The sequence below is a fragment of the Sulfuricella sp. genome (assembly GCA_041651995.1).
Lineage (GTDB): Bacteria > Pseudomonadota > Gammaproteobacteria > Burkholderiales > Sulfuricellaceae > Sulfurimicrobium.
The window spans coordinates 392,838-418,816 of record JBAZID010000001.1 but is presented as its reverse complement, the minus strand read 5'-3'; the positions used below and the strand labels follow the sequence as shown (position 1 = coordinate 418,816).

At 60.9% G+C, this 25,979-nt stretch carries 20 protein-coding genes; 14 read left to right on the top strand and 6 right to left on the bottom strand.

From position 1 onward, the window contains the following. Nucleotides 1-156: 156 nt before the first annotated feature. The 5 genes from WC392_01950 (at nt 157) to WC392_01930 (ending at nt 5,642) form a co-directional block, all read left to right on the top strand. Nucleotides 157-2,187 carry a ribonucleoside triphosphate reductase gene (locus WC392_01950; protein ID MFA5241117.1) on the top strand — a complete coding sequence of 677 codons (2,031 nt, stop codon included), beginning with the start codon at nt 157-159 and terminating at the stop codon, nt 2,185-2,187. A gap of 9 nt (nt 2,188-2,196) precedes the next feature. Next, nucleotides 2,197-2,388 (top strand): anaerobic ribonucleoside-triphosphate reductase, encoded by a 192-nt coding sequence (gene nrdD, locus WC392_01945; protein ID MFA5241116.1) that lies wholly within the window; start codon nt 2,197-2,199, stop codon nt 2,386-2,388. Further along, complete coding sequence (locus WC392_01940; protein MFA5241115.1) at nt 2,333-3,151, top strand: anaerobic ribonucleoside-triphosphate reductase activating protein; 819 nt, start codon at nt 2,333-2,335, stop codon at nt 3,149-3,151. The genes nrdD and WC392_01940 overlap by 56 nt, the downstream gene beginning before the upstream one ends. Nucleotides 3,152-3,198: 47 nt before the next feature. After that, nucleotides 3,199-3,885 (top strand): Crp/Fnr family transcriptional regulator, encoded by a 687-nt coding sequence (locus WC392_01935; GenBank protein MFA5241114.1) that lies wholly within the window; start codon nt 3,199-3,201, stop codon nt 3,883-3,885. A 221-nt stretch (nt 3,886-4,106) separates the two neighbouring features. Beyond that, the gene (locus WC392_01930) at nt 4,107-5,642 is read left to right on the top strand and encodes a 2-isopropylmalate synthase (GenBank protein MFA5241113.1); all 1,536 of its coding nucleotides are present in this window, start codon (nt 4,107-4,109) and stop codon (nt 5,640-5,642) included. A gap of 106 nt (nt 5,643-5,748) precedes the next feature. Here WC392_01930 and WC392_01925 read toward each other — a convergent pair whose 3' ends face one another. After that, nucleotides 5,749-6,120: a DUF2069 domain-containing protein gene (locus WC392_01925; GenBank protein ID MFA5241112.1), complete on the bottom strand. Its 372-nt coding sequence runs from the start codon at nt 6,118-6,120 to the stop codon at nt 5,749-5,751. 25 nt (nt 6,121-6,145) lie between these two features. Continuing rightward, on the bottom strand, nt 6,146-6,745 hold the full coding sequence (gene wrbA, locus WC392_01920; GenBank protein MFA5241111.1) for an NAD(P)H:quinone oxidoreductase: 600 nt from the start codon (nt 6,743-6,745) through the stop codon (nt 6,146-6,148). 62 nt (nt 6,746-6,807) lie between these two features. Between wrbA and WC392_01915 the strand changes: the two genes are divergently transcribed. Then, the gene (locus WC392_01915) at nt 6,808-8,034 is read left to right on the top strand and encodes a YihY family inner membrane protein (protein ID MFA5241110.1); all 1,227 of its coding nucleotides are present in this window, start codon (nt 6,808-6,810) and stop codon (nt 8,032-8,034) included. A gap of 113 nt (nt 8,035-8,147) precedes the next feature. Here the strand turns inward: WC392_01915 and WC392_01910 are convergent, their stop codons facing one another. After that, on the bottom strand, nt 8,148-9,761 hold the full coding sequence (locus WC392_01910; GenBank protein MFA5241109.1) for a hypothetical protein: 1,614 nt from the start codon (nt 9,759-9,761) through the stop codon (nt 8,148-8,150). Between the two features lie 236 nt (nt 9,762-9,997). On the opposite strand from WC392_01910, the gene WC392_01905 reads away from it, so the two are divergent. From WC392_01905 to WC392_01885, 5 genes are read left to right on the top strand one after another with little or no spacing between them, the layout of a single operon-like run. Further along, a complete protein-coding gene (locus WC392_01905) occupies nt 9,998-10,567 on the top strand; it encodes a YqhA family protein (GenBank protein ID MFA5241108.1) in 570 nt (189 codons plus the stop codon). After that, nucleotides 10,557-11,018 carry a TlpA disulfide reductase family protein gene (locus WC392_01900; GenBank protein MFA5241107.1) on the top strand — a complete coding sequence of 154 codons (462 nt, stop codon included), beginning with the start codon at nt 10,557-10,559 and terminating at the stop codon, nt 11,016-11,018. Before WC392_01905 ends, WC392_01900 begins: the two co-directional genes overlap by 11 nt. Before the next feature lie 9 nt (nt 11,019-11,027). Then, the gene (locus tag WC392_01895; protein MFA5241106.1) at nt 11,028-11,543 is read left to right on the top strand and encodes a thioredoxin family protein; all 516 of its coding nucleotides are present in this window, start codon (nt 11,028-11,030) and stop codon (nt 11,541-11,543) included. Further along, the gene (locus WC392_01890) at nt 11,540-12,820 is read left to right on the top strand and encodes a TolC family protein (protein MFA5241105.1); all 1,281 of its coding nucleotides are present in this window, start codon (nt 11,540-11,542) and stop codon (nt 12,818-12,820) included. Before WC392_01895 ends, WC392_01890 begins: the two co-directional genes overlap by 4 nt. Further along, complete coding sequence (locus tag WC392_01885) at nt 12,817-13,578, top strand: efflux RND transporter periplasmic adaptor subunit (protein MFA5241104.1); 762 nt, start codon at nt 12,817-12,819, stop codon at nt 13,576-13,578. Before WC392_01890 ends, WC392_01885 begins: the two co-directional genes overlap by 4 nt. Here the strand turns inward: WC392_01885 and WC392_01880 are convergent. From WC392_01880 to WC392_01870, 3 genes are all read right to left on the bottom strand, one after another. Further along, entirely contained in the window at nt 13,565-13,987 is a 423-nt protein-coding gene (locus tag WC392_01880; GenBank protein ID MFA5241103.1) for a bacteriohemerythrin, read from the bottom strand. The two genes, WC392_01885 and WC392_01880, sit on opposite strands and share 14 nt — an antisense overlap. Nucleotides 13,988-14,020: 33 nt before the next feature. Further along, complete coding sequence (locus tag WC392_01875) at nt 14,021-14,629, bottom strand: lytic transglycosylase domain-containing protein (protein MFA5241102.1); 609 nt, start codon at nt 14,627-14,629, stop codon at nt 14,021-14,023. A gap of 83 nt (nt 14,630-14,712) precedes the next feature. Further along, nucleotides 14,713-16,431, bottom strand: coding sequence for a proline--tRNA ligase (locus tag WC392_01870; protein ID MFA5241101.1), 1,719 nt, complete (start codon nt 16,429-16,431; stop codon nt 14,713-14,715). A 201-nt stretch (nt 16,432-16,632) separates the two neighbouring features. Here WC392_01870 and WC392_01865 point away from each other — a divergent pair, with 201 nt between their 5' ends. From WC392_01865 to WC392_01855, 3 genes are read left to right on the top strand one after another with little or no spacing between them, the layout of a single operon-like run. Beyond that, nucleotides 16,633-22,248 carry a hypothetical protein gene (locus tag WC392_01865; protein ID MFA5241100.1) on the top strand — a complete coding sequence of 1,872 codons (5,616 nt, stop codon included), beginning with the start codon at nt 16,633-16,635 and terminating at the stop codon, nt 22,246-22,248. Nucleotides 22,249-22,260: 12 nt separating this feature from the next. Beyond that, nucleotides 22,261-24,234, top strand: coding sequence for a fibronectin type III domain-containing protein (locus WC392_01860; protein MFA5241099.1), 1,974 nt, complete (start codon nt 22,261-22,263; stop codon nt 24,232-24,234). 26 nt (nt 24,235-24,260) lie between these two features. Further along, on the top strand, nt 24,261-25,976 hold the full coding sequence (locus WC392_01855; GenBank protein ID MFA5241098.1) for a hypothetical protein: 1,716 nt from the start codon (nt 24,261-24,263) through the stop codon (nt 25,974-25,976). The last annotated feature ends 3 nt before the right edge of the window (nt 25,977-25,979 follow it).

The window sequence follows — 25,979 nt, the reverse complement described above, 5'->3', positions numbered from 1 at the left end:
TTTTTGGCAGGCTATCATAAAATTTATGAGCGCATTCGAGAAAAGTAAGCGGATAAAAATGTCACAAAATCTATTGACCTGATTACTACATGGAGTATATTTGAAAAAAAATATCGCAACATATTGTGTGTTGCGTTGTGTGGAGGAGACTAACAGATGAGTGTGGAGCTAGTGGATTCTGGGGTATTGAGCTTGCCACGTGCGGTAATCAAGCGCGATGGTTCGGTTGCGGTATTTGATGGCGACAAGATTCGTTCCGCCATTGCGCGCGCTGGCGCGGTCAGTGGTGAGTTCGACGCTGGCGAGGCGGCGCTTTTGAGCGCCCAGGTGGCCAAGGTGCTGATGCATAAGTACCGTAACGAGCCGCCCAGCATCGAAAATATCCAGGACGTGGTCGAGCAGGTGCTGATCTCCGCCAACCATCTCAAGACCGTTCGCGCTTATATCGTCTATCGCGAGCAGCACACCAAGCTGCGCCAGGACAAAAAGACGGTAGTGGATGTCGGCAGCTCCATCAACGAATACCTTGAACAGCTTGACTGGCGCGTCAACGCCAATGCCAATCAGGGTTACTCGCTGGGCGGCCTGATTCTCAATGTTTCCGGCAAGGTGGTGGCCAATTACTGGCTTAACCACGTCTATCCGCCGGAAGTGGGCGTGGCCCACCGCGAGGGCGACATTCATGTGCATGATCTGGACATGCTGGCAGGCTACTGCGCTGGCTGGTCGCTGCGCACCCTGCTGACAGAGGGCCTGAACGGCGTGCCGGGCAAGGTCGAGGCGGGACCGCCCAAGCACATGTCCAGCGCAGTGGGGCAGATTGTCAACTTCCTTGGCACGTTGCAGAATGAATGGGCCGGTGCCCAGGCATTCAGCTCCTTCGACACCTATATGGCGCCCTATATCCGCATAGATAATTTACCCTATGCGCAGGTCAAGCAATATATCCAGGAGCTGATCTATAACCTCAACGTGCCATCGCGCTGGGGTACGCAGACGCCATTTACCAACCTGACTTTTGACTGGACCTGCCCGGACGATCTGAAAGAGCAGGTGCCGCTCATCGGCGGCAAGGAGGTTTCATTTACCTATGGCGATTTGCAGGTTGAAATGGACATGATCAACCGCGCCTATATCGAGGTCATGACTACGGGCGACGCCAAGGGCCGGGTGTTTACTTTCCCCATCCCGACCTACAACATGACGCCGGATTTTCCTTGGGAATCGGAAAATGCCTCACTGTTGTTCGAAATGACCGCGAAATATGGCCTGCCGTATTTCCAGAACTTCATCAATTCCGAACTCAAGCCCAACATGATCCGCTCGATGTGCTGCCGCCTGCAGCTCGACCTGCGCGAGCTGCTGAAGCGCGGCAATGGCCTGTTTGGCAGCGCGGAGCAGACGGGTTCGGTCGGTGTGGTTACCATCAATTGCGCCCGTCTGGGCTTTCTTTATAAAGACAATGAGGCCGGCTTGCTGGCGCGCCTGGACGAGCTGCTGGAAATCGGCAAGAACAGTCTGGAAATCAAGCGCAAGGTGATCCAGCGCCATATGGACGCGGGGCTCTTCCCCTATACCAAGCGCTATCTCGGCACGCTGCGCAATCATTTCTCCACGCTGGGCGTGAACGGCATCAATGAAATGATCCGCAACTTCACCGATGACGAACACGATATCACCAGCGAATACGGTCACGCCTTTGCCGTGCGCTTGCTCGACCATGTGCGTACCCGGATGCTGGCTTTCCAGGACGAAACAGGCCACATGTACAACCTCGAGGCCACCCCGGCGGAAGGCACTACCTACCGCTTTGCCAGGGAGGACAGAAAGCGTTTCCCGGATATTATCCAGGCGGGTACGCGGGAAATGCCTTACTACACCAATTCTTCGCAACTGCCGGTGGGCTTTACCGATGATCCATTCGAGGCGTTGGAGCGGCAGGATGAGTTGCAGAAGAAATATACCGGCGGCACCGTGCTGCACCTCTACATGACCGAGCGCATTTCCAGTGCCGAGGCGTGCAAGAACCTGGTCAAGCGTTCGTTGGAGCGGTTCCGCCTGCCTTATATCACGATCACGCCGACTTTCTCGATTTGCCCGACACACGGCTATCTGGATGGGGAGCACAAATTCTGTCCCAAGTGCGACGAAGAAATTCTCGCCAAAAAACGTCAACAAACCGCCTAGGAGAACACCATGACCGATCTGTCCCAGCAAACCAACCTCAAACCCGAACTCGCCCTCAAGGATGAAGAGCGCCAGCCTTGCGAAGTCTGGACGCGAGTGATGGGCTACCATCGCCCGATGGCCTCTTTTAACGTGGGTAAAAAGGGTGAATTCCACGAACGCCAGTATTTCTGTGAATCCCGCGCAAATCTCGCCAACTGATAAAGCGCCGCAAGACGGCACTGCGTGCTCTTCTCCCCCTTGCGGGAGAGAGCCGGGGGAGAGGGGGGCTGAAGCCCTGCAAGTTGGCGGCCTGACGCCGCTCACTACGACCGACTATCCCGGGCAGCTTGCGGCGGTTGTTTTTTGCCAGGGCTGCCCTTGGCGTTGCGGCTATTGCCACAACCCCCATCTTATTCCACGCACCGGCGAGACAGGGGGATGGCTTGACGTCGTGTCCTTTCTGCGCAGGCGGCAGGGACTGCTGGATGCGGTGGTGTTTTCCGGCGGTGAGCCGACGCTGCAGTCCGGCTTGCCTGAAGCTTGCGCGGCTGTCCGGGAAATGGGTTTCAAGGTTGGGCTTCATACGGCCGGCCCCTATCCGGAGCGCCTGGGAGCCGTTCTGCCCCTGCTCGACTGGGTAGGGATGGATATCAAGGCGCCATTTTCGGTTTATGACCAGATCACCCAAGTGCCGGGAAGCGCTGCCCGCGCGCGCGAAAGCCTGCATCTGTTGCTCGGGAGCGGGGTCGAACATGAAATTCGTACTACCCTGCACACCGGTTTGCTGCGTCATGACCAGGTGCTGGAGCTGGCTCATGAACTGGCCGGGGCCGGCGTGCGGAATTTCGTTCTGCAGATATTTCGAACCCAGGGATGTGCCGAACCGCTTCTGTGCCGGGGTGATGGCGGGAATTTCGCATGGGATACATTACGCGCAGAGATTCAGCCCATGTTTCAGCGCTTTTCTATTCGAGGTGCTTGATCATATAATTCCGTTCGAGTTTGTATCTGCCACGGATCGGAATTGCCTTGAATAACCAAATCAAAATCCCTGCCATCCTGGCGAATATCCCCCTGTTCCGGGAGATGTCGCCCGCCGAGGTCGAGCGTATTGCCCAGGGAGCACGGGAGCAGCATTTGGCGCGCGGCGATATGCTGTTTCAGCGCGGCACGCCATCGACGGGCTTTTATGTGGTGGTTTACGGCCAGGTCAAACTGGCGCTCTCTTCGCCCCAGGGGGTGGAGAAGGTGGTGGAATTGTTCGGCCCCGGGCAAAGTTTCGGCGAGGCTGTCATGTTCATGGGCAAACCTTATCCGGTCTATGCCCAGACCCTGGCGGATTCGCTGTTGCTGCACATTTCCAAGGCCGTGGTATTCGAAGGTATCGATAACGACCCGGCCTTCTGCCGCAAGATGCTGGCTGGCCTGTCGATCCGCCTGCACCGCATGATTCATTATGTGGAGTCATTTTCCCTGCGCTCCTCCGAGCAGCGCGTGATTGGTTACCTGTTGCAGGATCTCGAGGAGATACGGGAAGGAAAGGACATTCATATTGCCCTGCCCGCCAACAAGAACGTGATTGCCTCGAACCTCAATATCACGCCCGAAACCTTTTCCCGTATCCTGCACCATCTGGCTGAAGCCGGGTTGATCGAGGTCAAGGGCAAGGACGTGTGCATCAGGGATGTGGCGAAACTGCGCGCTTATGACGAGTAATCATTGGCTTGCATGATTTCGCGAAACCATTTATATTTTTGTCCATGAACTTCCTTGCCCGCATCCAATCCGAATTCCTGCTTACAGCCGCCAGTGGTCTGGCTCTGCTGCTGCGCTTCGCGCGCTAATCACATCCCACCCCTCTCTTTAAGTTATACAATGCAGGCCTGAAACGCTGCCGTTTCCGGCTGATGATTTATAGATTTCCATTGGAGTCTGTCATGAAAGACAAATTGATCATATTCGACACCACCTTGCGTGATGGTGAGCAGAGTCCCGGCGCGTCCATGACGCGCGAAGAAAAGGTGCGCATCGCGCGGCAACTGGAGCGCATGCGGGTGGATGTCATCGAGGCCGGCTTCCCGGCAGCATCCAACGGCGATTTCGAGTCGGTCAAAGCGGTGGCCGACGCCATCAAGGACAGCACGGTGTGCGGTTTGGCACGCGCTCTGGAGCGTGATATCGACCGTGCCGGCGAGGCTTTGAAAGGCGCAAAATCCGGCCGCATCCATACCTTTATCGCGACTTCGCCCATCCACATGGAAAAGAAATTGCGCATGAGCCCCGACCAGGTGGTCGAGCAGGCGGTCAAGGCGGTGAAATGGGCGCGCAAGTGGACCGACAACGTCGAATTCTCCCCCGAGGACGCAGGCCGTTCCGACCCGGATTTTCTTTGCCGCGTGCTCGAAGCGGTAATCGATGCGGGAGCCGGCACCCTCAATATTCCCGATACCGTGGGCTACAACATGCCGCACCAGTTTGGCGCCCTGATTGCCAGCTTGCGTGAACGCATTCCCAATGCGGACAAGGCCGTTTTTTCGGTGCATTGCCACAACGACCTCGGCCTGGCCGTGGCCAATTCTCTTTCGGCCGTGCTCAACGGCGCACGCCAGGTGGAATGCACCATCAATGGCCTGGGTGAGCGCGCGGGCAATGCCTCTCTGGAGGAAATCGTGATGGCGGTGCGCACGCGCCAGGACGTGTTCAACTGCGATACCCAGATCGACACCACCCAGATCGTGCCCGCCAGCCGCCTGGTGGCGAGCGTGACCGGCTTCGCGGTGCAGCCCAACAAGGCCATCGTCGGCGCCAACGCTTTTGCGCACGAGTCCGGGATTCACCAGGACGGCGTGCTCAAACATCGCGAAACCTACGAAATCATGCGCGCCGAGGACGTGGGCTGGAGCGCCAACAAGATGGTGATGGGCAAGCATTCCGGCCGCAACGCCTTCAAGACCCGTTTGGCCGAGCTGGGCATCGAGCTGGATTCGGAAGAGGCGCTTAATGGCGCATTTGCCCGTTTCAAGGAACTGGCGGACAAGAAGCACGAAATATTCGACGAGGATTTGCAGGCGCTGGTGAGCGACGAAGCCGCCGCGCTGGAGCAGGAACACTTCAAGCTGGTGTCCTTGAAAGTGTGCTCGGAAACTGGCGAAACACCTCACGCCACGGTGGTGGTTGCCGTGAACGGGGCGGAAATACAGGCTGAAGCGGATGGCGGCGGGCCGGTGGATGCGGCCTTCAAGGCGATTGACTCGATCATCAAGAGCGGTGCCGAGCTACAGCTGTATTCGGTGAACAACATCACCAGCGGCACCGATGCGCAGGGTGAAGTGACCGTCCGGCTGTCCAGGGGCGGGCGCATCGTCAATGGCCAGGGTTCGGATACCGATATCGTGATTGCCTCGGCCAAGTCTTACCTGCACGCCCTCAACAAGCTGCACAGCAAGCTTGAGCGGGCGCACCCGCAGGTTTGAGAAAGGCCTGCAAGGCAGCGAGGGCGCTGGAAATTGGCGTCCTTTCCAGCGCCCTCGCTGACCTTCCTTTGTCCGGCACGGGCCAGCATTCTTGCAACCGCAGCAATTATTTGTGGTGTGCCTCGCTTACCGGGCCGCCGCCGTGAGTTTTGCTGAGCCGGGCGTAAAAAATCGCACTCAGATAAAACACGCTGCCCAGAAAGATTTCAATCCCGCCCAGCACCGCGCTCAGGCCTTGATCTGACCAGGCGCGCACCGCCCCCTCGGTGAGATAAAGCAGGATCAGCATCGAGGCCCACTGGTAGGTATAAACCTTGCCGCGCAGGATGCCGAACAGGGGCAGCAGGAGCGGTGCCGCCTTGATCACCAGCAGGGTTCCGCCGGGTCGCAGCGGCGCGAGCCAGCCTTCCCAGGCGAGGCATAGCATGATCAATGCGATCAGGCTGACGATAGCGGAGTAGTGAAGCGCGGTTTTCATGTGCCGGGGTTTCCGGTCAGGCCGGTCAGAGCGGACGCGACAATTTCAGTGCCGTTTCTGCCAGCCGCTTGCCGAGAGCAAGGCACAATTTGCGCTCTTCCTCAGTGAATGGTTTGTTGCCATCCACGCCAGCGACATGGCTTGCACCATAGGGGGTGCCACCGGAAGTGGTGGCGCTCAGCTCCGGGTTGGAGTAGGGCAGACCGGCAATCAGCATGCCGTGGTGCAGCAGCGGCACCATCATCGAGAAGAGCGTGCTTTCCTGCCCCCCGTGCATGCTGGCGGTCGAGGTGAACAGTGCAGCAGGCTTGCCGATCAGGGCGCCTTTCAGCCACAGCGGCGTGGTGCCGTCCCAGAAATGTTTCATTGGCGCTGCCATGTTGCCGAAACGGGTAGGGCTGCCCAACGCAAGGCCGGCGCATTCCTCCAGGTCTTTCAGTTCTGCGTAAGGCGCGCCGGAATCCGGGATGGCATCCTCCACCGCTTCGCATACCGTGGATACACGAGGCACGGTGCGAATGCGCGCCGTGGCGCCGGGCACCTGCTCCACTCCGCGCGCGATCAGTTGCGCCATTTCTTTCACCGAACCGTGCAGACTGTAATACAGCACCAGAATTTCATTCATTGCGCATTCTCAAGAACAGTTAATTTGCCTATTATACCCGGACCCACTTTTTGTATTTCTCCATGTCCCGCCCAATTCGCGAATTCCTCGGTTTCATGCGTTTTCTGGTGCAGCGCTTCGACGAAGATCGCTGCATACAGATTGCTTCCAGCCTGACATACACCACGCTGCTGTCGCTGGTGCCGTTGATGGTCATTGCGTTTACCGTGATTTCGGCGTTTCCGGTGTTTTCCGGGCTGATGGTGCAACTCAAGATTTTCCTGCTCACCAATATGGTGCCTGAAGTGGCGGGCAAGATCATCACGGTTTACATGCAGGAATTTTCCGAGAAGGCGGCGCGCCTGACCGCCGTGGGCGTCGCGGCCCTGGCGGTGACCGCCCTGATGTTGATGCAGACCATCGAGCATGCGTTTAACCTGATCTGGCGCGTGACAACGCGGCGCCGTCTGCTGCAGCGCGTGCTGACCTATTGGGCGGTACTGACCTTGGGGCCTTTGCTGCTTGGCGCCAGTCTTTCGCTGACTTCCTATCTGGTGAGTTATTCGCTGGGTTATGTGGAATTTATTCCGTCCCTGGGTGTGGGGGTTCTGAAGGTTGTGCCGCTGGTGATTACCTCTCTGGCGTTTTCCCTGCTTTATTTTGCCGTGCCCAACCGCTATGTGCCCTTTCGCCATGCCCTGGCGGGCGGGGTGGCGGCTGGGCTGGGGCTGGGGTTGATGAGCAAGGGGTTCACCGCCTATATTCTGCATTTTTCCGGCTACACGCTGGTGTACGGTGCCTTCGCCAGCCTGCCGGTATTTCTGTTGTGGGTTTATCTGTCCTGGCTGGTGGTGGTGAGCGGGGCAGTGTTGGCCGCCTCGCTTCCTTACTGGCAAGGCGGCATGTGGCAGGTCGAGCGTACTGCCGGGCGGCGTTACTTCGATGCCCTGCGTATATTGCAGGCGCTGTGTCATGCCCAGCACCGCGGCGAGATTTTGAACCTGGCCGCTTTACAGCGTGAAACCCGGGTGGCGCTGGAAGAGCTGGAAAATATTCTGCTTCGCTTGCTTGATGCCCGCTGGGTGGCACGCACGGCTGGCCAGCGCTGGCTGCTGTCGGCCCACCCGGGCGACATTGCGGTGCGGGAAGTGTTTCGCCGTTTTGTGTTCAAACCGGATGATGATCTGCCCGCCGAAAGTGATGCAAATCTTGCTGCATTGAGCGGGCGTACCGCGGCCAGCCTGGAGCTGGCCCTGGCCGGCTCGCTGGAAGATTTGTGCGCTACCTCTGCCGTCCAAGAGAAGATGTAAACGGCGTTTCACCGCAAGGGACGCAAAGGTTACGCAAGGTAAAACAGTGCAAGGTATCTGAAACCCCTCGCGCCCTTTGCGGTTCAAGGCTTTTCAGGTTTTTGAACGCCTGGTTAAGCCTGAACCTGGGTGAATTCGAACAGGTCGAAAGTGGCAGTCTGTTCCAGCAGCCGGGTGGCACGCACATTTTCCGGGGTGCCGTTCTGGTCCAGAAGAAATTCACGCTGCGGAAAAAAACCGCCGCGCAGGCAGACCAGGGTCGCGGGTTGCTTCAGGGCGGGAATCTCGGGCAGCAGCAGCGCGGGCTGAAACGGCGCGCCGCTGCTGCTGGTGATCAAAGGCCGCAGCATGACCGGGGTGGCGGTGGGCGCGAGCATCTGGGCGCCGAGTTGCAAATGGTTGGGGTTTTCGCTGCTGACCCAGCGCACCACGCCGATATTCCAGGCTTCATTGTCCTCGGGCCTGAGTCCGATGATTTCACCCACCCGTACCTGAACATCGGTTTTGGGGTCCTTGGCAAGCGCCAGTCCGCCTGCGCTTTCGTTGATGATCAGCCAGTTCCTGGATACATAAGTCTGGAGGCTGGTTTTGTCCAGCGGTGAATTCGCCAGTTCCAGGGTGATCCCCGTGGTTTCGCGCCCGGCAGCTTCGTCCGCCTTGCCAGCCACGCCGCCGCTGAGGTCTCCGCAGAGGAAGTGGTGGATGGAGCGGATGCCGGCACAGATTTCCATTTTGGCATCGTGCTGGGTGCGGTTGAACAGGCGCTTGGGCGCGATGCCCCAGTGTTTGAGCATGCGCCGCAGCAGGTTGGGATAGCCAAAATCCTTGGCGGCGTAAGGCAGAAGTAGCGTCTTGGGATTGGCGCCCGTTTCCAGCTGGTTGATCTGCTGGTGCAGCAGTCGCGCCAGTTCGAGGGTGTTGAGCAGGATGTCGGTGCGCGCATCGGTAACCGTGGAGTCATGCGCCAGCGCGCGCGGAGGTTTGTCGCTGTCCAGCCGCACCAGAAAGTAACCGGATGGGTTGCTGGTCTGCATCAGCGGTTGCAAATGCGCCTGGCCGCCAAATTGGGTGAGATACTCCAGCACCTTGTTGACTTCGCCCTGCATCAGCCGGTAGGGGTCGAGCAATGCGAGCAACAGGGCCTGCTTGTAGGCCAGATTGACGCTGCTCTGACGGCCTGGCTCGAAAATGGTTTCGTCCTGTATGCCCTGTTCCACGGCGTAGGTGAACAGGATATGCATTTCCGCCCAGACACCGGCGGGCGTCGGCGCGTAGGTCTGGTAACACACCACCAGCATCCGGCCCAGGCTACCGATAGCCCGTTCGACCACCAGCGGCAGTTGCTTGTTGCTGCCGAAGCTCAGCTTCCGGCTGGATTGCTCGAGCAGTATGATTTTGTAGCCATACGCCAGCTCGGTCTGCAACTGGCGTGCCTGGCTGGCCATGAGCCTGGATTTCTCCGGCAGCGGCAGGGGCTGGCCGGAAAACTGCGCCTCCAGTGCTGACATCTGGCTGGCGATCGCGGTGCGGTAGAGTTCGAGCAACTTGAGCCGGATGTCATCGGCAACCTTGCTGCGGTTCAGCGCGCTCAGTGCGTCCAGAATGGCGCGAGGGGTTTCATTCAGGTTGGTCAGCGGGAGTGCGGCCAGCCATTCTGCAACTTGCTTGGGCTGGGTTTCTACGGTTAAATTCTGTTCCAGTCCGGGAACCGATAGTTTAATGGCCATGAATTGCGCGTCTCCTGAATCCTGCCAGATTTATGTTTTTCTTGATTCTAGAAACAATTGCCGGGTTTGTAAAACATTAAGCAAGGTAAAATAAGCCGGAATGGCTCATTCGTGGATGAAATGGCTGTTTTTTTCATGGTGTGTTCTGGTATTGCCATTGGCGTGGCATCGCTGGATGTAGGGTGCGATTTTTGCCATCCTCTATTTTGAATATCTGCTTTAGGTGAAGCAACAACATGATGAATCTGCTTGAAAAAATTTTTGAAGGTGCTCTATGGCGCAGCCGCTACGTTGTCCTGTTTGCCGTGGTGGCGAGTTTGGCGGCGGGCTTTGCTATTTTTTACATGGCCACCGTGGATGTGTATTACCTGATCGTGCATATTTTCCACTATGCCGACCCCAGCCTCACGGGCGAGGCACGCAAGGTTCTGCACGATGACACCATTACCCACATCGTGGAGGTGGTGGATGGCTATCTTTTGGCCACGGTGATGCTGATTTTTTCCCTTGGCATGTATGAGTTGTTCATTAGCGATATCGATGAGGCGCATGGCAGCAAGACCTCGAGCAAGATACTGGTGATCGAAAGCCTGGACGATCTCAAGGCCCGCCTGGCGAAGGTAATTCTGATGATCCTGATCGTGACCCTGTTCGAGAGCGCGCTCAAGATGGAGATGAAAACCACGCTCGACCTGCTTTACCTGGGCGGCAGCCTGGCCTTGATCGGCTTGTCCTTGTACCTTACCCATGCCGCGGATTCACATGGTGGCGCGAAGCATGTGAGCGAGGCCGTGCATGAAAAATAAGCGGCTGATCCGGCTCTTGCTGGGATGCATATTGTTCGCCATGGCGGGGCTGGCCGCGGCAGCCGGCTTCACCTTCCAGGACACTCAGGGCAAGCAGCATTCCCTGGCCGGCTACAAGGGCAAATGGGTGCTGGTGAATTTCTGGGCTACCTGGTGCCCGCCTTGTGTGGAGGAAATCCCCGACCTGAGCGCCCTGCACGACAAGCACAAGGATCTGGTGGTGCTGGGGGTGGCCATGGATTACCGCAACGGGCAGGAGGTGAAGGATTTCGCCGAGCAATTGTTCGTTTCCTACCCCGTCATCCTTGGTACTCAAGCCTCTGCCTCGCAGGTGGGGCCGATCAGCGGCCTGCCGACCACGTATCTGTACAATCCCCAGGGCAAGCTGGTTGCGTACAATGTGGGCGCCATCACACGCAAGGCCGTAGAGAACTACATCACCAAGAAATAGGAGCGAGTCATGAAGAAAGTCCTTCTGGGCCTGATTTTTTGCCTGTTTGTGGCGCCAGCCTGGGCCGAGAGCCGCGATGTGCAGCAGCACTTCTTCAATCAGCATCTGGGTGATTTCAAGGCCGAGCTGGATGTGGCAAAAGCCGAGGGCAAGCAGGGCATTCTGCTGATGTTCGAGATGGAAGACTGCCCATTCTGCCATCGCATGAAGCAATCCATTCTCAACCAGTCAGAGGTGCAGGACTACTATCGCCAGCATTTCCTGATTTTCAGCGTCGATAGCGAAGGCGCCAATGCGCTGGTGGATTTTTCCGGCAAGGCGGCCACGGAAAAGCAGTTTGCCCTCGATCACCGGGTGCGTGCCACGCCGGTGTTCCTGTTCTTTGACCTCTCCGGCAAGATGCTGACCCGCTTTACTGGCGCCGCCAAGGACAGCAAGGAGTTCATGGCGCTGGGGCGCTATGTGGTGGACGGCGCATACAAGACCATGCCGTTTGCCAGATACAAGCAACAGGCCGCCAAATGAGGCGTGCGCTGCTGGCGATCGGCTTGTTGCTTGCCGGAGGCCAGGCGCTGGCGCAGCCCTTGACGCTGGAACAGGCGCTGGCCTCCGTGGCGGCAGCCCATCCTGACCTGCGCATGGCCGAAGCGGACCGCGCCATGGCGCTGGCCGAGCGCGACCTGGCCGGCGCGCGCGGCGACTGGAATCTCAACCTCGAGGCCGGCTTGCGCCAGGCAAAACCGAGCATCGGCCCGGATTCGGTGAGCGACAACACCCTGCGGCTCAGTGCGCGCAAATCCCTTTATGACTTTGGCCGCACCGCGCTGGCCGGGCAGGCAGCGGAGTCCATATTGGCGGCGCGCGAAGCGGCACTGCTGGATACCCTTTCGCGGCGTCGCCTGGATGTCATGACGCGGTTTTTCGATGTCTTGCTGGCGGACATGCAGTTTGCCGCCGACAACGAGTACATGGCCGTCGCCTACGTGAATCTGGACAACGCCCGCCATCGCCTGGAAGTGGGCCAGACCACCGCCGCCGATCTGGCCGAGGTCGAGAACGGATACCAGGACTCGCTGATGAGGCGTAATGCCAGCTTGTTGCGGCAGCGCATTTCCCGCGCACAGCTGGCCTCCGCCATGAACCGCTCCGGCCAGTTGAGTGCGGATCTGGCTGACCCGGAGCTGGCCGGGAATGATCGCCCCCTGCCCGAATATGAGGTGCTGCTGCCGCTGATGCGCGCGCACAACCCGCGCCTTGCCGCCATGCGCGCCCAGCTGGAAGGTGCCACACAGCGTATCGGGGCGGTGCGCGCGGATAAATCGCCTCTGCTCGATCTCGAACTGGAAGGCGGGGGGTACAGCCGTGAAGCCGCGACCCGCGATAATGTGCGAGCGGGTGTGGTGTTGACCTGGCCCTTCTACACCGGCCGCAGGGTGGATGCGCAGATGGCGAAGGAGCAGGCGCTGTTTCAGCGTCTTCAGGCGGAAACTGAAAAGCTGGCGCTGGAACTGGAACAGACGTTGCTGGAAAGCTGGCTGGAAATCGGCGAATTGCAGCGCACGACACGCACAGCAGCAAAAAAGCACAGCGACTATCGTGACCTGGCGCTGGAACGCGCACGCGGGCAGTACGAAGTGGAGCTGAAAACTAACCTGGGGGATGCCATGGCGGCAACCATGGTGGCGAAACTGCGTGAACGCAAAACCGAATATCAGCTTGCCCTGGCTTTTTCCAGGCTGGAGGCATTGCTCGGCCAGCCCATGGAACATGTCAGTACGGAAAATAAAGGACAAACCCAATGAAAAAATGGCTTTTGGCGGCAATCTGTTTCGCCGCTGGCGCGGCACAGGCTGCGGAAGTGACCGCAGTGTTGCAGTGGTCGCAGCGGGTCGAACTTTCTCCGCCGGTCTCGGGCGTGGTGCAGACTGTGAATGTGGTCGTGGGGGAGCGCGTGCGACAGGGGCAGGTGCTGCTCAGGCTGGATGAGCGGGTTTATGCCGGCCGGGCGGATGAAGCCGCCGCCATGGTTGCGCGTAACAAGGAAGATGCCGCCGAAGCGCAACGAGAGCTGAAGCGCGTACAGGAACTGTATGACCGCACCGTGATATCCGTCTCCGAGCTGGAGCAGGCCAGGTTGCGCCTGGCCAGGGCGGCTGCCCAGTTGAAGGAATCCCAGGCGCGTCAGCGGCAGGAGCAGAAAAACCGCGAAGATACTCAGTTGCGCGCCCCTTTCGATGCGGTAGTCGTGGTGCGTCAGGCGGAACCGGGGCAGGCCGTGGCGGCGGCATTGCAGCCGCAAAGCTTGCTGGTGGTGGCGCGGGCGGGCGAGATGCTGGCTCGGGCGCAAGTACAGGAGACGCAGCTGGCAGGCCTGAAAGCGGGCCAGGAAGTCGAAGTGAACGTAGGCAAACAGCGCTTTCGCGGCAAGGTCAGAACCATGGGGCTGGAGCCGACGACACGCGACAAGTCGGGACTGCCGCTTTATCCCCTGGATGTGATGTTTGTGCCGGGTGAAACACAATTACGCGCCGGTGCCGCGGCGACACTCAGTCTGCCTTGATTCCCCGTTCCGCGAAGTATTGGCTGATCGCCCGGTCTTCGTGCAGGATGTGATTTTCGGTGAAATCGGTGAGGAAGGCCGTGACCAGGAGGGTACGGTTGGCGTTCTCGGGCGTGATCGTTTCCATCAGATTGACGGCCTCACGCAGCAGCCTCTCATGCTCGGCCGCATGCTGTTCCACGCCGGGAAAGCCGTGTTGGCGCATCAGGTCTTCCTCGTGAGCAAAGTGTTCCGCGGCGAAATCGAGGGTTTTTTCCATCTGCCGGCGCACCTGTTCGCAATCGCAGCCATGCGCCACTGCGTCCGATAGTTCATTGACCAGATTTATCAGCCCGCGATGTTCGCTGTCCATGGAAGGGATGCCCAGTGCGTGGAGGCTTTCGTTCCAGACAAGATGAAACTTCTTCATGCTACGGACTCCTTAGGTCGTCTTCAGTAGCTTTCAGGATGCGGGACGTTTTTCGTCCTGGCTGGAGATGCGGGTGCCTGGCGTGTTGTAGGCCCAGTGATTGCGCCAGGCGCCAACCACCAGGGTAGGATACTCGGGACGGCCGAGGCTGCCATTGTAACGCCCCAGGGCGCGGTAGAGATCGCCCTTCTCGATGTCAAGATAATGGCGCAGGATGGTGCAGCCATAGCGCAGGTTGGTGCGCAGGTGAAACAGGTTGTTTTCCTCGCTCCCGATCAGCTTGACCCAGAACGGCATGATCTGCATGAAGCCGCGCGCCCCGGCACTGGACACGGCATATTTCTTGAAACCGCTTTCCACCTGGATCAGGCCCAGCACCAGTTGCGGGTCGAGCCCGGCGCGGGTGGCTTCATAATGCACGGATTTGAGAAAATTATGGCGGGTGGATTGGTCCGGCATGCGTTTTTCCAGCCGGCGCGACATCTCGCCAAGCCAGTTTGCCTCTTCCACGGCGGAAGAAAATGCCATGTGCCGCGGGATACTGTCACTCACCGCCTTGTAGAGCGAGGCTCGCACGCTGGCGGAGAGCGGCTCGTAAAGCTGCGCCCCGGCGTGAACCGTGGCCGGCAGTAGAAAGAGCAATAGCGCTATCAGCTGTAGGTCGGGCTTCAGCCCGAGAGGTCGGGCTGAAGCCCGACCTACAGCGCACGATTCCACGATCCGGGTTAATAGTCGTTGCATAACTTCGATTTTACGAATTCCAGCGCCGAATTCAAGGCGATGGCCTGCGCTTTTTCATCGCGCCGCCCCTGGTATTCCAGGTTGCCTTCCTTCAGCCCGCGCTCGCCCACCACGATGCGGTGCGGGATGCCGATCAGCTCCATGTCGGCGAACATCACGCCGGGGCGCTCGTCGCGATCGTCGAGCAGCACTTCGATGCCAGCGGCCTTGAGTTCGCCATACAATTTTTCTACAGTATCTTTCACTAGTTCGCTGCGCCCCATGCCGATGGGCACGATGGCCAGCTCGAAGGGAGCGATGGAATGCGGCCAGATGATGCCGCGTGCATCATTGTTCTGTTCGATGGCAGAAGCCACGATGCGCGATACGCCGATGCCGTAGCAGCCCATTTCCATGATGCGCTCCTTGCCCGATTCGTCGAGGAAGGCGCAGTTCATGGCGGAAGAATACTTGTTGCCGAGCTGGAAGATATGGCCGACTTCGATGCCGCGGCACAGTTCCAGGGTGCCTTTGCCGTCCGGGCTGGGGTCGCCTTCAACCGCGTTGCGGATATCCACGATCTCTTTCAGTTCCGGCAGGTCGCGGCCGAAATTCGCGCCGCTGAGGTGGAAGCCGTCCTCGTTGGCGCCGCAGACGAAATCGCTCATCACGGCCACGGCACGGTCGGCGATGACCGGGATGTTGAGTCCGACCGGACCTAATGATCCGGACTTGCAGCCGGCGGCAGCGAGAATCTGTGCATCGCTGGCAAAGCGCACCGCCTCGGGGAGCTGAAGCAGCTTGCCGGCCTTGACCTCGTTCAGCTCGTGGTCGCCGCGCAGCAGCAGCGCCACCACGCCGCCATCACGGCCTTCGACCAGCAGCGTCTTGACGGTTTTTTCCGCCGGAACCTTGAGGAAATCGCACACTTGCTCGATGCTGTGCTTGCCCGGCGTGGCGACCTTCTGCATGGACTGGCTGGGAGCGGGGCGCGGCGTGGCGGGAGAAACGGCTTCGGCCAGCTCCACGTTGGCGGCGTAATCGGAAGCAGGACAGAAGGCGATGGCATCCTCGCCGGAATCCGCCAGCACGTGGAATTCGTGCGAGCCGGAGCCGCCGATGGCGCCGGTATCCGCCGCCACGGCGCGGAATTTCAGCCCCAGGCGGGTGAAGATGCGCGCATAGGTGTCGTACATCACGGCATAGGTCTGCTCCAGCGAGGCGCGGTCGGCGTGGAAGGAGTAGGAGTCCTTCATCACGAATTCCCTGGCGCGCATCACCCCGAAGCGCGGGCGGATTTCGTCGCGGAACTTGGTCTGGATCTGGTAGAAATTGATTGGCAGCTGGCGGTAGCTCTTGATCTCGCGCCGCGCGATGTCGGTGATGACTTCCTCGTGGGTGGGGCCGAAGCAGAAATCGCGTTCGTGGCGGTCCCTGATCTTCAGCATCTGCGGCCCGAACACGTCCCAGCGTCCGGTCTCCTGCCACAATTCGGCGGGTGTGACGGCCGGCATCAAGAGCTCGATGGCGCCGCTCCGGTCCATTTCCTCGCGCACGATATTTTCCACCTTGCGCAGCACCTTGAGGCCCAGCGGCATCCAGCTGTAAAGGCCGCTGCCCAGGCGCTTGATCAGGCCGGCGCGCAGCATCAGCTTGTGGCTGACCAGCTCGGCTTCGGTCGGGGCTTCCTTGAGGGTGGAGAGGAAAAATTGGGAAACGCGCATGGTGATGTTCCGGATTCTGAAAAATCCTTAATTCTACCGCCATCGGCCCTGACATGACATCCTTAGATAGCGCATTGTCAGGACAAATGAATTCTGCTATAAAAAGACTCATCAATCCCGAATTTGCGTGCGTCATACCTTGCCTTGGTTTTATTTTGGGCGGTGGCGCATGGGTGACCTTGAATGGCCGGATCAATAATAATGCGGAAGCGCTGGCGGGCAGAAGAAAGGGAGGTGGCAATGACATGCGATGAAGCATCGGCCGGCCAGTGGCGCGGGGCGGTGTGGCTTCTGCCCGAGTTATTGTTTCTGGTGTTGCTGGGCATGATTCCGGGCCAGCTTTCCTTTGCGGCTGACATGCGGCCCACGATTACCTTGCCGCCATCGGTGACTCGGCTTCCTGGCGCAGCCCCCGCCATCAAGGCTCCGCCTCCGGCGGCACAAACCAGTGCGCCCGCCATTCAGTCGGTTGCCCCGTCCACCTTGATGCCGGGGCAGAACTACACCCTGCAATTGCTGGGACAGGATCTCCGCCCCGGCATCAAGGTGGATTTCGGCAGCGGCGTCACCCAGACTTCCCCGCTCATGTTCGCAGCCGAAGGCGGGCGCAATGCCCAGGTGAATGTCAGGGTCGAGCCGGGCGCCGCGCCGGGTGTGCGCCAGGTGATGCTCACCGCGTCATCCACTATTGCGGTTTCGGCACCGCAGCCGCAGCCTGCCCGCCTCACCATTCTGCCCGGGCCGGGCGTGGCAGGTGTAGCCGGGCTGGCCGCCCCGCTTCCCGGGATGAAGCCGCCATCCGCACCGCCGCAGACGCCGATGTCCAACCCCGTTTCGGTGATCCACTTGCAGGTCGTGCCGAATCAGTGGCAGGCCGGGAAAAACTACCAGCTCACGCTGAATGGCAGCGATTTTGTGAACGGCATGGAGCTGCGTTTTGGCGATGGCGTCAAGGTCAAAACGCCACCGAAAATCATCACTTCATCCCTCGCCCGGATGGAGGTGGAAGTCGCCTCCAATGCCCCGCCGGGGGTGCGCCTGGCCGGGGCGCGCATGGCGCCGAACCAGGCGTGGAGCATGACTTCCGCCAGCGTCCAGGTGCTGCCCGGCTTCAAGCTGATGGATGTCAAACCCAAGCTGAAGGCGTTCGATGCCAGCTTCAAACCGGGCCGGATCGAGCTGAAAACGCCGGGATGGTCTGCCACGGCCAAAACCGACCCCGCAACCGGCACCAAGATGTCCTGCGCGCGGGATGGCGTTGCGCTGAGCGGTGAATGCAACATGGCCGATAGCGCGCCGCTGCTGCAGGACGATCTGGTATTCCGCTGGCAGGAGAAAAACCCGGGTACGGCGGAGTATTTCGAGTTTCGCATTCTGAACAAGAACGGCAAGGTGCTGATGCGCAAACGTATCGAGGGCGGCACGGCGACCTGGCCGGGCAGCTCGCAACCGACCCGATTGCCGCCGCCGACCTACTACCAGCCCGACCCGGACTTCCTCGACACGCTGCTCAATCCCGCTGCCGGGCCGGTCAGTGCCGCTTCTTCGGGCATGGCCAGGAGCGGGGTCAAGGTCAAGGCCCCGGGCAGTGCAACATATTCCCCTGCCGGGTCCGGAGGGGGCGCGGCACAGCAGGAAAGCGCGCCTGCCATGAACTATCCGAGCGCAACCGAGCTGCTGTGGGAAGTGGCGGGCTATCGCGTTTACCTGAGCAACGGGGTCGAGCAGAAGGCGGCCATGGAAAGCGCGGAGCCCATTCTCCTGGCGGCTGCCAACATCCCTGTGCCGGGCATTTCGGATGCGAGCAAACAGGCCATGCCGGGTGCCCAGGCACAGCCGGGCGAGCCTGTCGAAGTCGAGATTTCCGACCGCTGGCCGCTCAGGAAGCCGAACCGGCCGAATGGATTCGGCGCCTGTCCGCTGGTGCCCCAGGCGCAGCCGGTGCTGCGTGCCCAGAATATGGACAAGGGGGGAGGCGATACGGGTGTGGCCGCAGTGGCGCACCCATTTGAGAGCTGGATACTCTCGGGCAAGGTGGCGCTGGCCAATTCGCCTTACGAATCCCATCCCGGCGTGGAACTGGAGCCGTCCAAGTCGTCCGGTTCGTCGCAATCCGGCATGGGTACGGCGACGCTTCCATCGATTGCCAAATACCGCTTCGACAATCTGTTCGTGGACTGGGGCGACGGCACGGTGGTGCCGCTGGTAGGGAAGCCGGACGACCCGCTTTACAACGATCAGGACAAGAAAGGCGTCAACGGCGATGTCGGCATGACGCTGCCGACCCAGGAGGAGTACAACACCTACTCGCATACCGTGGCGATTGGCAACAAGGAACATGCCGCGCGGCGTGAAAACTTCTTTACCCACCAGTACACGCGCACCGGCTATTTCAATATCCGCGTCTATCAGCTGGCGGAAAGGGACGTGCAGCAGGTGAATCCAGGTGATCTGGCGGATGCCTATGATCATCCCCCAGGTTCGGCAGGGCTTGGGGCTTACGGCCAGCTGCGCCGCACCGGCAGCGCATTGCAGGCCGGGGATAATGACGCCAGGGCAAAGGATATCGCCGAGCGCGCCTATGTGATGATGTGCCAGACCGTCAACATCATGCCCTACCTGGACCCGGTGGCTTATGGGCCGCTGCACCTGGAGTCGGTTGACATCGTGTCGTTCGGCCCGCCGCAGCGGGCTCAGTCGCCAGGCGGCAAGATCAGCGCCAAATCCGGATTGACCAAGAGCAATGCGGCGCTCAAGAGCAAAACCGCGGCATCGCTGTCTGCTTCCGGCCCGGGCAATGTCAAACTGGTCAGCAATTCCGCTGCCCAGGCAGTGCTTCAGCTTGACGATGGGGTGGACGCCACGTGCAGCGGCTGCAACAAGGCATTTACCGCCCACGCGGTGCTGAATTATTTTGGCAGCGGCGCGGTGGATGCCGTCTGGAAGGTGAAGCTCAAGAGCAAGGGGGGCGTGCAATCCTTCCCGGCAACCGGCCCCGGCACGGTCGAGCGTTCGCCGGCACGGGAAGGGAACCCCAAGGACTGGAAAGATCCCCTGCCCGGTACGCATGACCTGTATTCGCCGGCGCTGCCCGTGGACCCGGCGGATGTCTATGAAATCTGGGTCGAGGTCAAGGTCAAGCCGGAACCCTTGTTCGATCTTGCTGCCAGGCTTCAGGGCCGGGGCGGCGTGGCGGATGTGAATGCGCTGGCGGCGCGGAGAGGCGAGAAAGCGGTCAAGGTGGGCTTCCTGCGGCCAAGCCGGGAGGGCGGAAAATCCTCGCCGCCGGTGCTGTATGCCAACGATGCCAAAATCTCTCCGGCCATGGTAGCGGCAAGCCCGAAATTCTCGGCCACGCCCTTGCGCCTGGCGGGTGACCTGGTCCTGGATGGCCAGCAGGTGAAATCGCCGAGCAAGAAGTACAAGGTGGTGGCGATTGACCCGAGCAAACCGTGCGAATTCTATTTCGCTGGCGAGCAGGGCGACAAGTTCAGCATTTACCTCGACCAGCAGAACCTGCCCAAGGAATCCGGCGGATCATATAGCGGCAGCGGGACGCTGGATCTCAGGCTGACCAGTTCCAGCAGTGGGGCGACATTGATTCCGAATGTCGGTGTTTCCTTCCAGAACTGGCAGGTGGACAAGGCCAATAACGTCGCGCCGGGCACCAAGCTGTCCCAGGCAGTGTCTTCCGGACCTATTTCGGCCATGGGGCTGACCGACGTGTCGGTGACGAAGATCGAAGGTACGGCAGGGCAGGAAATGAAGGCCACCCTGAATGCCAAGCTGGGCGACAGCTTCTTGCTGTTTGCCGACAGCGGTGAGGTGCCGTCATGGAAGGCCACTTCCAGCCTGCGGCAAAGCGGCGACTGGAGCGCCAAAACCAAGCTCGACAAGAAAGTGGCGCTGGGCTGGAGCGGCTTTTTCCTGAAATCCAGTGAGGTCACCCTCGATCTGGACCGCAGCAGCGGAACCGGTCCGGATGCCTGCAAGGGCGGCGCCTCGGGCGGCGACTGGGTGGGGGTGAATTTTGGCGCGGCGGATATCGAGATCAATACCTCCGACCTGGCTCCGGTCACCATCCAGAGCAGCAACTGGGGGGTGACCAACCATGCCTGCGGCAAATTCTCGCTGGTGAATGATCCGCGCCTGACGAACCTGAGTGTCGGCAAGGGCACCATCAGTTTCAACAAGGTTTCGCTGGAAGCCAAGGCGAGCGGGACATTCGAGGCGCATTACAACATCGATGTCCAGTTGCCCTTCCTGAATGCCCTGCTGCACAGCGATGACGTGCAAGTCCTCTCCAGCAACCAGAAGGAAGGCAGCTTCGAATTCGCCAGCGTGAAGCCGAAAGAAACCGTGCAGCGCGATTTCGGCCCGATCCACCTGAGCGCCAAGCCGGACAGTTTCCGCTTCGGTTTTGACAAGGCTGGCGGCTGGCGTGCCATCGTCAATCCGGAGCTGAGCTTCAAGGCCGAGGGAAAAGCCTTCACTTCCGAGCCGGTGACCGTGCCGGATATGCGCTTCAGCATGAACGGACGCGCCTATTTCGACGAGAACGGCACGGCCACCCGCGATATTCCCATGGGCGGATTTGCCGATCTCGGCAAGTCCAGGCTGGAATTGAAGTCGCTGCATCTGGCCGGCGGCGCCAGCGGCAACGAGCGGCTGAAAATGGCCTTCAACGGCCAGGTGCGCCTCTCTCCCTCCCTGCCGGCCGCGGATGTGCAGGCGACCTACCGGATCAGCGGCGACAGCTATGAGGGCAGCGGGCCGGTGAGCTCTCCCTTCAACCTCAAGGTGGCATTCCCGGCCGGCCAGCCGGTGACCGAGGCCAGCATCGACCCGGTTTATGACCCGAAACCCAATCCCGGTACGCGCTACACCGGCAGTGTCGACATCGGCATGTTCGGCGGGCCACCGATCAAGGGCGAATTCCTGCTCGGTTACGAGGGCAGCACGGATTACTGGCTGACGCGGCTTGAAGTTCCGCTGGGTGCCAGCGGAGTGTCGCTGTCGCCGGTGCCGTTGAGCCTGTACAGGATACGTGGCGGGCTGGGCTATCACGTTAGCGGCGATTCCCTGCAGGGTGGGAAACCGATTGGCCAGGCCGCATTTTCTTCCAGTGCCGACACCTCGTTCATGGTCGGCATGCGGGTCGGGACCTCGGACAAATTCACGGTCATGATGGATGGCGATTTTACCGTGACCACCGGTGCCAGCGCCGGCGCGCGCATGGATTTCCGTGCCTGGCTGCTCAAGGCCAGCCAGAGCGGGGACGGCGATTTCACCGGCTTCTTCAAGTATGGCGGCGGCAATTTCGACGGGCGGCTGTGGGGCAACCTGGACATGCTCAGCGGCGCCATCCGTTTCGATCTGGGCAACAGCGAAAATAATGCCGCGGTGGACCTGCATGTCGGCGGCGGCAGCTGGCACGTATTTGCAGGCAAGAATACCGGCCCGCGCATCCGGGGGCACATTCTGGTTGCGGATGCGGATTCCTACCTGATGCTGGGCTCGGAGACCGGGCTCGCGGTGGGTGGGGCGCAACACGTCTATCTCGGCGTGGGGGCCTCCTCGGTGGCATCGGCGTATGTGAAGGGCTACATGGACATGGGCCTGCAGATCACCACGCAACCCAGGGTGGTTGGCGATTTTGCCGCCGGGGTCGAGGCCGGGGCCTGCATCGCCGGCGGCTGTTACGACGCGGGCGTCACCGCCGCCGTGCATGCCGAAGCCTTTCCGGTGGACGTCCGGGCCAAGGCCAAGATCGAAATACCGCTGGCGCCGGATATCAGCTTCACGGTGCATTTGTAAGGGGCAGCAAAGATGGCACGAATTTTCTCATTCTGGCTGGCCATGCTGGCGCTGCTGCTGGCGGGCCCGGCCTGGGCGGTGGATGCCAAGGATGCGACGGGCGGCATGTTTGCCGCATCCGACGGCAAGGGCGAGGTCAGGCTATGGTGGTTTCCGCCTGTTGGCCGCTGGCCTGCCGGCGGCTGGCGCCTGCTCGACGCCGCCAGCGGACAGGTGCTGGCGGAGCGCATTGCTCCCGGCGAGGCGGAAGCGCTTGCCGCCCTGCCGCAGAAGGATGCCGAAAGCGTGCGCCAGTTGCAGGATGTGCTCGCCAAGGCCAGCAAGCCCGAGGACGTGAATCTGGTCTACGGGCTGCTGGGCGCCCGCGCCATGGCGGACTGGCCGTATGCGCGTGCCCTCGGCTTGAACTGGGTGCTGCCGCAGGCCGCGCCGGGCAAGCGGGCCTACCGGGTGCTTGGCCTGGAGCGCAACGGCAAGCCAGGGAATGTCTCCTTTACCAGCTCTCCCGTGGATGGCGCGGTTGCCAGCCCTCTTGCCGCCGCGCCAGTCGAGCTCAAGGCCACCGCACAGGAGGGAGGCGTGGCGCTGTACTGGTCTCCGGCCCGTGCCGAGCGCAATCTGCCGGTCATTGCCTATGTCGTTGAGCGGGATGAGACACTTGTTACACTTAAGCCGCTGGTGCGCGGCCTGCGCTGGAATGTGTTGCAGCCGGCGCTGCTGGACCGCAACGCGCCGCTCGAGAACGAGCTGACTTATCGTGTTTTTGCCGTGGATGCGCTCGGCCGCAGGAGCGAGCCGGCCAGCGTCAAGCTGTTTGCCGCCGATTTCAGGGCGCTTGAGCCGCCATTCGAATTCAATGCCGCAGCCGACCGGGACGAGGTCACCCTGCGCTGGAAAGGCAGCGGCAACCCCCATACCGCGGGATATGTGATCGAGCGCGCCTATCTTCACGATGGTCCCTATGAAACCCTGACGCCCCAGGGATTGCGCGCCGACGTCGCGCGCCACACCGACCGCAACCTGCGCCCCGGCACGGCCTACTACTACCGCATGCGCGCCATGGGGCCGCGCGGCGATCTGGGAAACCCTTCGCGCGTGGTGATGGTGCAGACCGCCGGGCGCCAGGCGCCGCCAGCCGTTTCCGGGCTGAAGGCGGAGGTGGGACGCACTCGCGTGCATCTGGCCTGGGAGCCGGTCAGTGCGGCGGTGGCCGGCTATTTCATCGAGCGGCGCGGCGAGGGCGAGGACCAGTGGCTGCGCCTCAATGGCCTGGTGCGCCCCGAGCCGTTCTACGATGACTATTACGGTCCGGGCAGAAGCGGGGAGTTCCGTTACCGCATCGTCGCGGTCGGCTACGACAATCAGGAAAGCCGCCCCGGCCGGGATGTGAGCGCGGCCCTGCCTGACACGGTGCCGCCTCCTGCGCCCCACATTACCTCGGTTGATGGCAGCAACGGCAAGGTGACGCTGGGCTTTGCCCCGGCGGGGCGTGAAGAGGATACGGAGCAGTTTCTGGTGCTGCGCGCCCTTGCGCCGCGCGAGCCCGCCCTGGTGCTGGGCGATCCCTTGCCGCGCAAGGCGCGCAGCTTCGAGGACACGCTGGTCGAGGCCGGAAAAGTCTACTGGTATCAGCTGGTGGCGCTGGACAAGAGCGGCAACCGCAGCGATCCGGGCAGCGCGGTGGCGGTGCGGGTGGGCAATGCGGAAATCCCGCCGGCCCGCAAGCCGGAAGTGACGCGGGTATCCGAACCCTTCCCCCATGCACTGGTACGCTTCGCCGCCCCCCCGGCTGGCCTGGAGGTGGTGATACAATTCAAGACAGCGGCTGCCGATGCCTGGATCGTTCTGGCCGGGCCGGTGGCGGAGGGCGGGGAGGCAACCCATGCCAACCTGCCGCGCGGCCGGAGCGAATACCGGGCGGTTTACCAGGCAGCCAACGGCGTCCAGGGGAAACCTTCGGAGGCGGCTGAAATTACACAGCCATGAACAAGTTTGAAAAAAGGCACGGGATCATGACATTCAGGCGAGGTAGCAAGGGAAAGGGTTTCCAGCGTGGCTTGTTGCTGGCGCTGGCGGCGGGGTGCGGCACGGCGGCCGCGGCTGATCTGGGCAATACCGCCGTCCTGGCGGGTAACAGCGAGGCGTTGCAGGCCTGGCAGCAGGGCACTGGCGGCCAGACGCCGGACCTGGTGCAGCAGGCGGATGGCGGCACCACCATCGAATGGCATGGCGGGATCACGCTGGACAAGTATGTGAACAGCTCTTCCGGCGGCAACACCTTGACGCCCACCAGGGGTGGCAGCTACTACAAGGCGGAAGTGCAAGGCGATCTGCGCGGGACCGCCGCCGATGGCGATCTGAGTTACCTGCAGCTTTCCCTGACCAATACCGATGACCGTTCCGTGCTCTCATCCCATCCCACCCAGATCAACAGCCTGCTGATGGGCCGTGCGGGGAAGGATTATCAGGTCACGCTGGGCGACGTGGTGGCGAGCTATTCCCAGCTGGGCACCAGCCTTGGCCTGCGCGGTATCGGGGGGCAGAAGATGTTCGGACAGTCATCCATGTTCTCCGCCAGCGCCGGGGTGCTGGCGCAAAGCTGGGAGGCGCTGACCAACACGGTGCCGCGCACCCAGTTTTTGCGCAATGTTTATGCGGGCAAGGCTGAAACCGCGTTCGGCGAGACCTGGCGCGGTTACGTGACCACTCAGGGTTATTCCGACGACACCGGCAGCCTGGGGCAGGGCATGTCGCTGCTTGCACCCGCATCCGCGCGCACCACCACGGCCGGCTTTGCCTACCAGCAGGGGCAGCTCGGCGTGCAGGGCGAAGCCGGTGTGAGCCGCTGGCAGGAAGAGGGGCAGCAGGAACACGATGACAATGCTTTCATTGTCGATGCCAACTGGCGGGTGGAAAGCGTGGGTTTGCGTGCGGGCCATCACAATATCGGCAGGTACTATAGTTCCCTTTCAGGCATGGCGGCTCCGGGCGTCCAGGAAACTTATGTCGCGGGTGACTGGTCCGCCGCGCAGTGGGTGACGTTTACCGCCGATGCCCGCCATTCGGTCAATGAAGGCGCCATGAATACCATCAATGCGCAAAAAACCGATGCGCTGCTGGCGGGTGCATTCATCAACTTCGGCCAGGACTGGCCGGGCTGGGGCATGATGCTGAACCACTCCGAATCCAGGGGCGAAAGCGCCAATAATGGCGCCAGCACCGAAAATAAAGGCAATGGCGTTTCGCTGTTTTACTATGGGCAAGTCTGGAATGGCAGCCTCGGATATAACGAGCAAAATGTCAGCAGCAATGCGGCGCCCGGCGCGAATGCCCAGGCCACCGGCTGGGTGGGAACGGTGGGCAGAAACTGGAGCGATGATTCCGGTGTGGCCGGCGGCATGTGGATGCTGGGTACGAACCTTACGGCTTCAATGCAGGAGCAGCGCCTCGATAGCGGGGGCAGTACCCGTTCCACCATATTCGGTCTGGGCGTGTCAGCCCAGCGTAGCGGCTGGGGCTCGCTGAATGCCAGCCTGTCGGACGGGACGACAACGCAGACCACGGGCGGGCCGGATTTGCGCATGAGAACCTATCAGGTCGATGCAGCCTATCCGTTCAAGGGTCAGAATTCACTGCGGTTCTATCTCAGAAGCAACCGCAATGGCGGCAGCACGGCTGCCACCTATAACGACAGGACGGTCGGCTTGCAGCTGGTCTACATGCTATGAACC

What these genes read in the sequence shown, in the direction of transcription:
- WC392_01950 (MFA5241117.1), top strand. Translation starts at nt 157, where the DNA reads ATGAGTGTGGAGCTAGTGGATTCTGGGGTATTGAGCTTGCCACGTGCG.
- nrdD (MFA5241116.1), top strand. Translation starts at nt 2,197, where the DNA reads ATGACCGATCTGTCCCAGCAAACCAACCTCAAACCCGAACTCGCCCTC.
- WC392_01930 (MFA5241113.1), top strand. Translation starts at nt 4,107, where the DNA reads ATGAAAGACAAATTGATCATATTCGACACCACCTTGCGTGATGGTGAG.
- WC392_01925 (MFA5241112.1), bottom strand. Translation starts at nt 6,120, where the DNA reads ATGAAAACCGCGCTTCACTACTCCGCTATCGTCAGCCTGATCGCATTG.
- wrbA (MFA5241111.1), bottom strand. Translation starts at nt 6,745, where the DNA reads ATGAATGAAATTCTGGTGCTGTATTACAGTCTGCACGGTTCGGTGAAA.
- WC392_01915 (MFA5241110.1), top strand. Translation starts at nt 6,808, where the DNA reads ATGTCCCGCCCAATTCGCGAATTCCTCGGTTTCATGCGTTTTCTGGTG.
- WC392_01910 (MFA5241109.1), bottom strand. Translation starts at nt 9,761, where the DNA reads ATGGCCATTAAACTATCGGTTCCCGGACTGGAACAGAATTTAACCGTA.
- WC392_01905 (MFA5241108.1), top strand. Translation starts at nt 9,998, where the DNA reads ATGATGAATCTGCTTGAAAAAATTTTTGAAGGTGCTCTATGGCGCAGC.
- WC392_01900 (MFA5241107.1), top strand. Translation starts at nt 10,557, where the DNA reads ATGAAAAATAAGCGGCTGATCCGGCTCTTGCTGGGATGCATATTGTTC.
- WC392_01895 (MFA5241106.1), top strand. Translation starts at nt 11,028, where the DNA reads ATGAAGAAAGTCCTTCTGGGCCTGATTTTTTGCCTGTTTGTGGCGCCA.
- WC392_01890 (MFA5241105.1), top strand. Translation starts at nt 11,540, where the DNA reads ATGAGGCGTGCGCTGCTGGCGATCGGCTTGTTGCTTGCCGGAGGCCAG.
- WC392_01885 (MFA5241104.1), top strand. Translation starts at nt 12,817, where the DNA reads ATGAAAAAATGGCTTTTGGCGGCAATCTGTTTCGCCGCTGGCGCGGCA.
- WC392_01880 (MFA5241103.1), bottom strand. Translation starts at nt 13,987, where the DNA reads ATGAAGAAGTTTCATCTTGTCTGGAACGAAAGCCTCCACGCACTGGGC.
- WC392_01870 (MFA5241101.1), bottom strand. Translation starts at nt 16,431, where the DNA reads ATGCGCGTTTCCCAATTTTTCCTCTCCACCCTCAAGGAAGCCCCGACC.
- WC392_01865 (MFA5241100.1), top strand. Translation starts at nt 16,633, where the DNA reads ATGCGGAAGCGCTGGCGGGCAGAAGAAAGGGAGGTGGCAATGACATGC.
- WC392_01860 (MFA5241099.1), top strand. Translation starts at nt 22,261, where the DNA reads ATGGCACGAATTTTCTCATTCTGGCTGGCCATGCTGGCGCTGCTGCTG.
- WC392_01855 (MFA5241098.1), top strand. Translation starts at nt 24,261, where the DNA reads ATGACATTCAGGCGAGGTAGCAAGGGAAAGGGTTTCCAGCGTGGCTTG.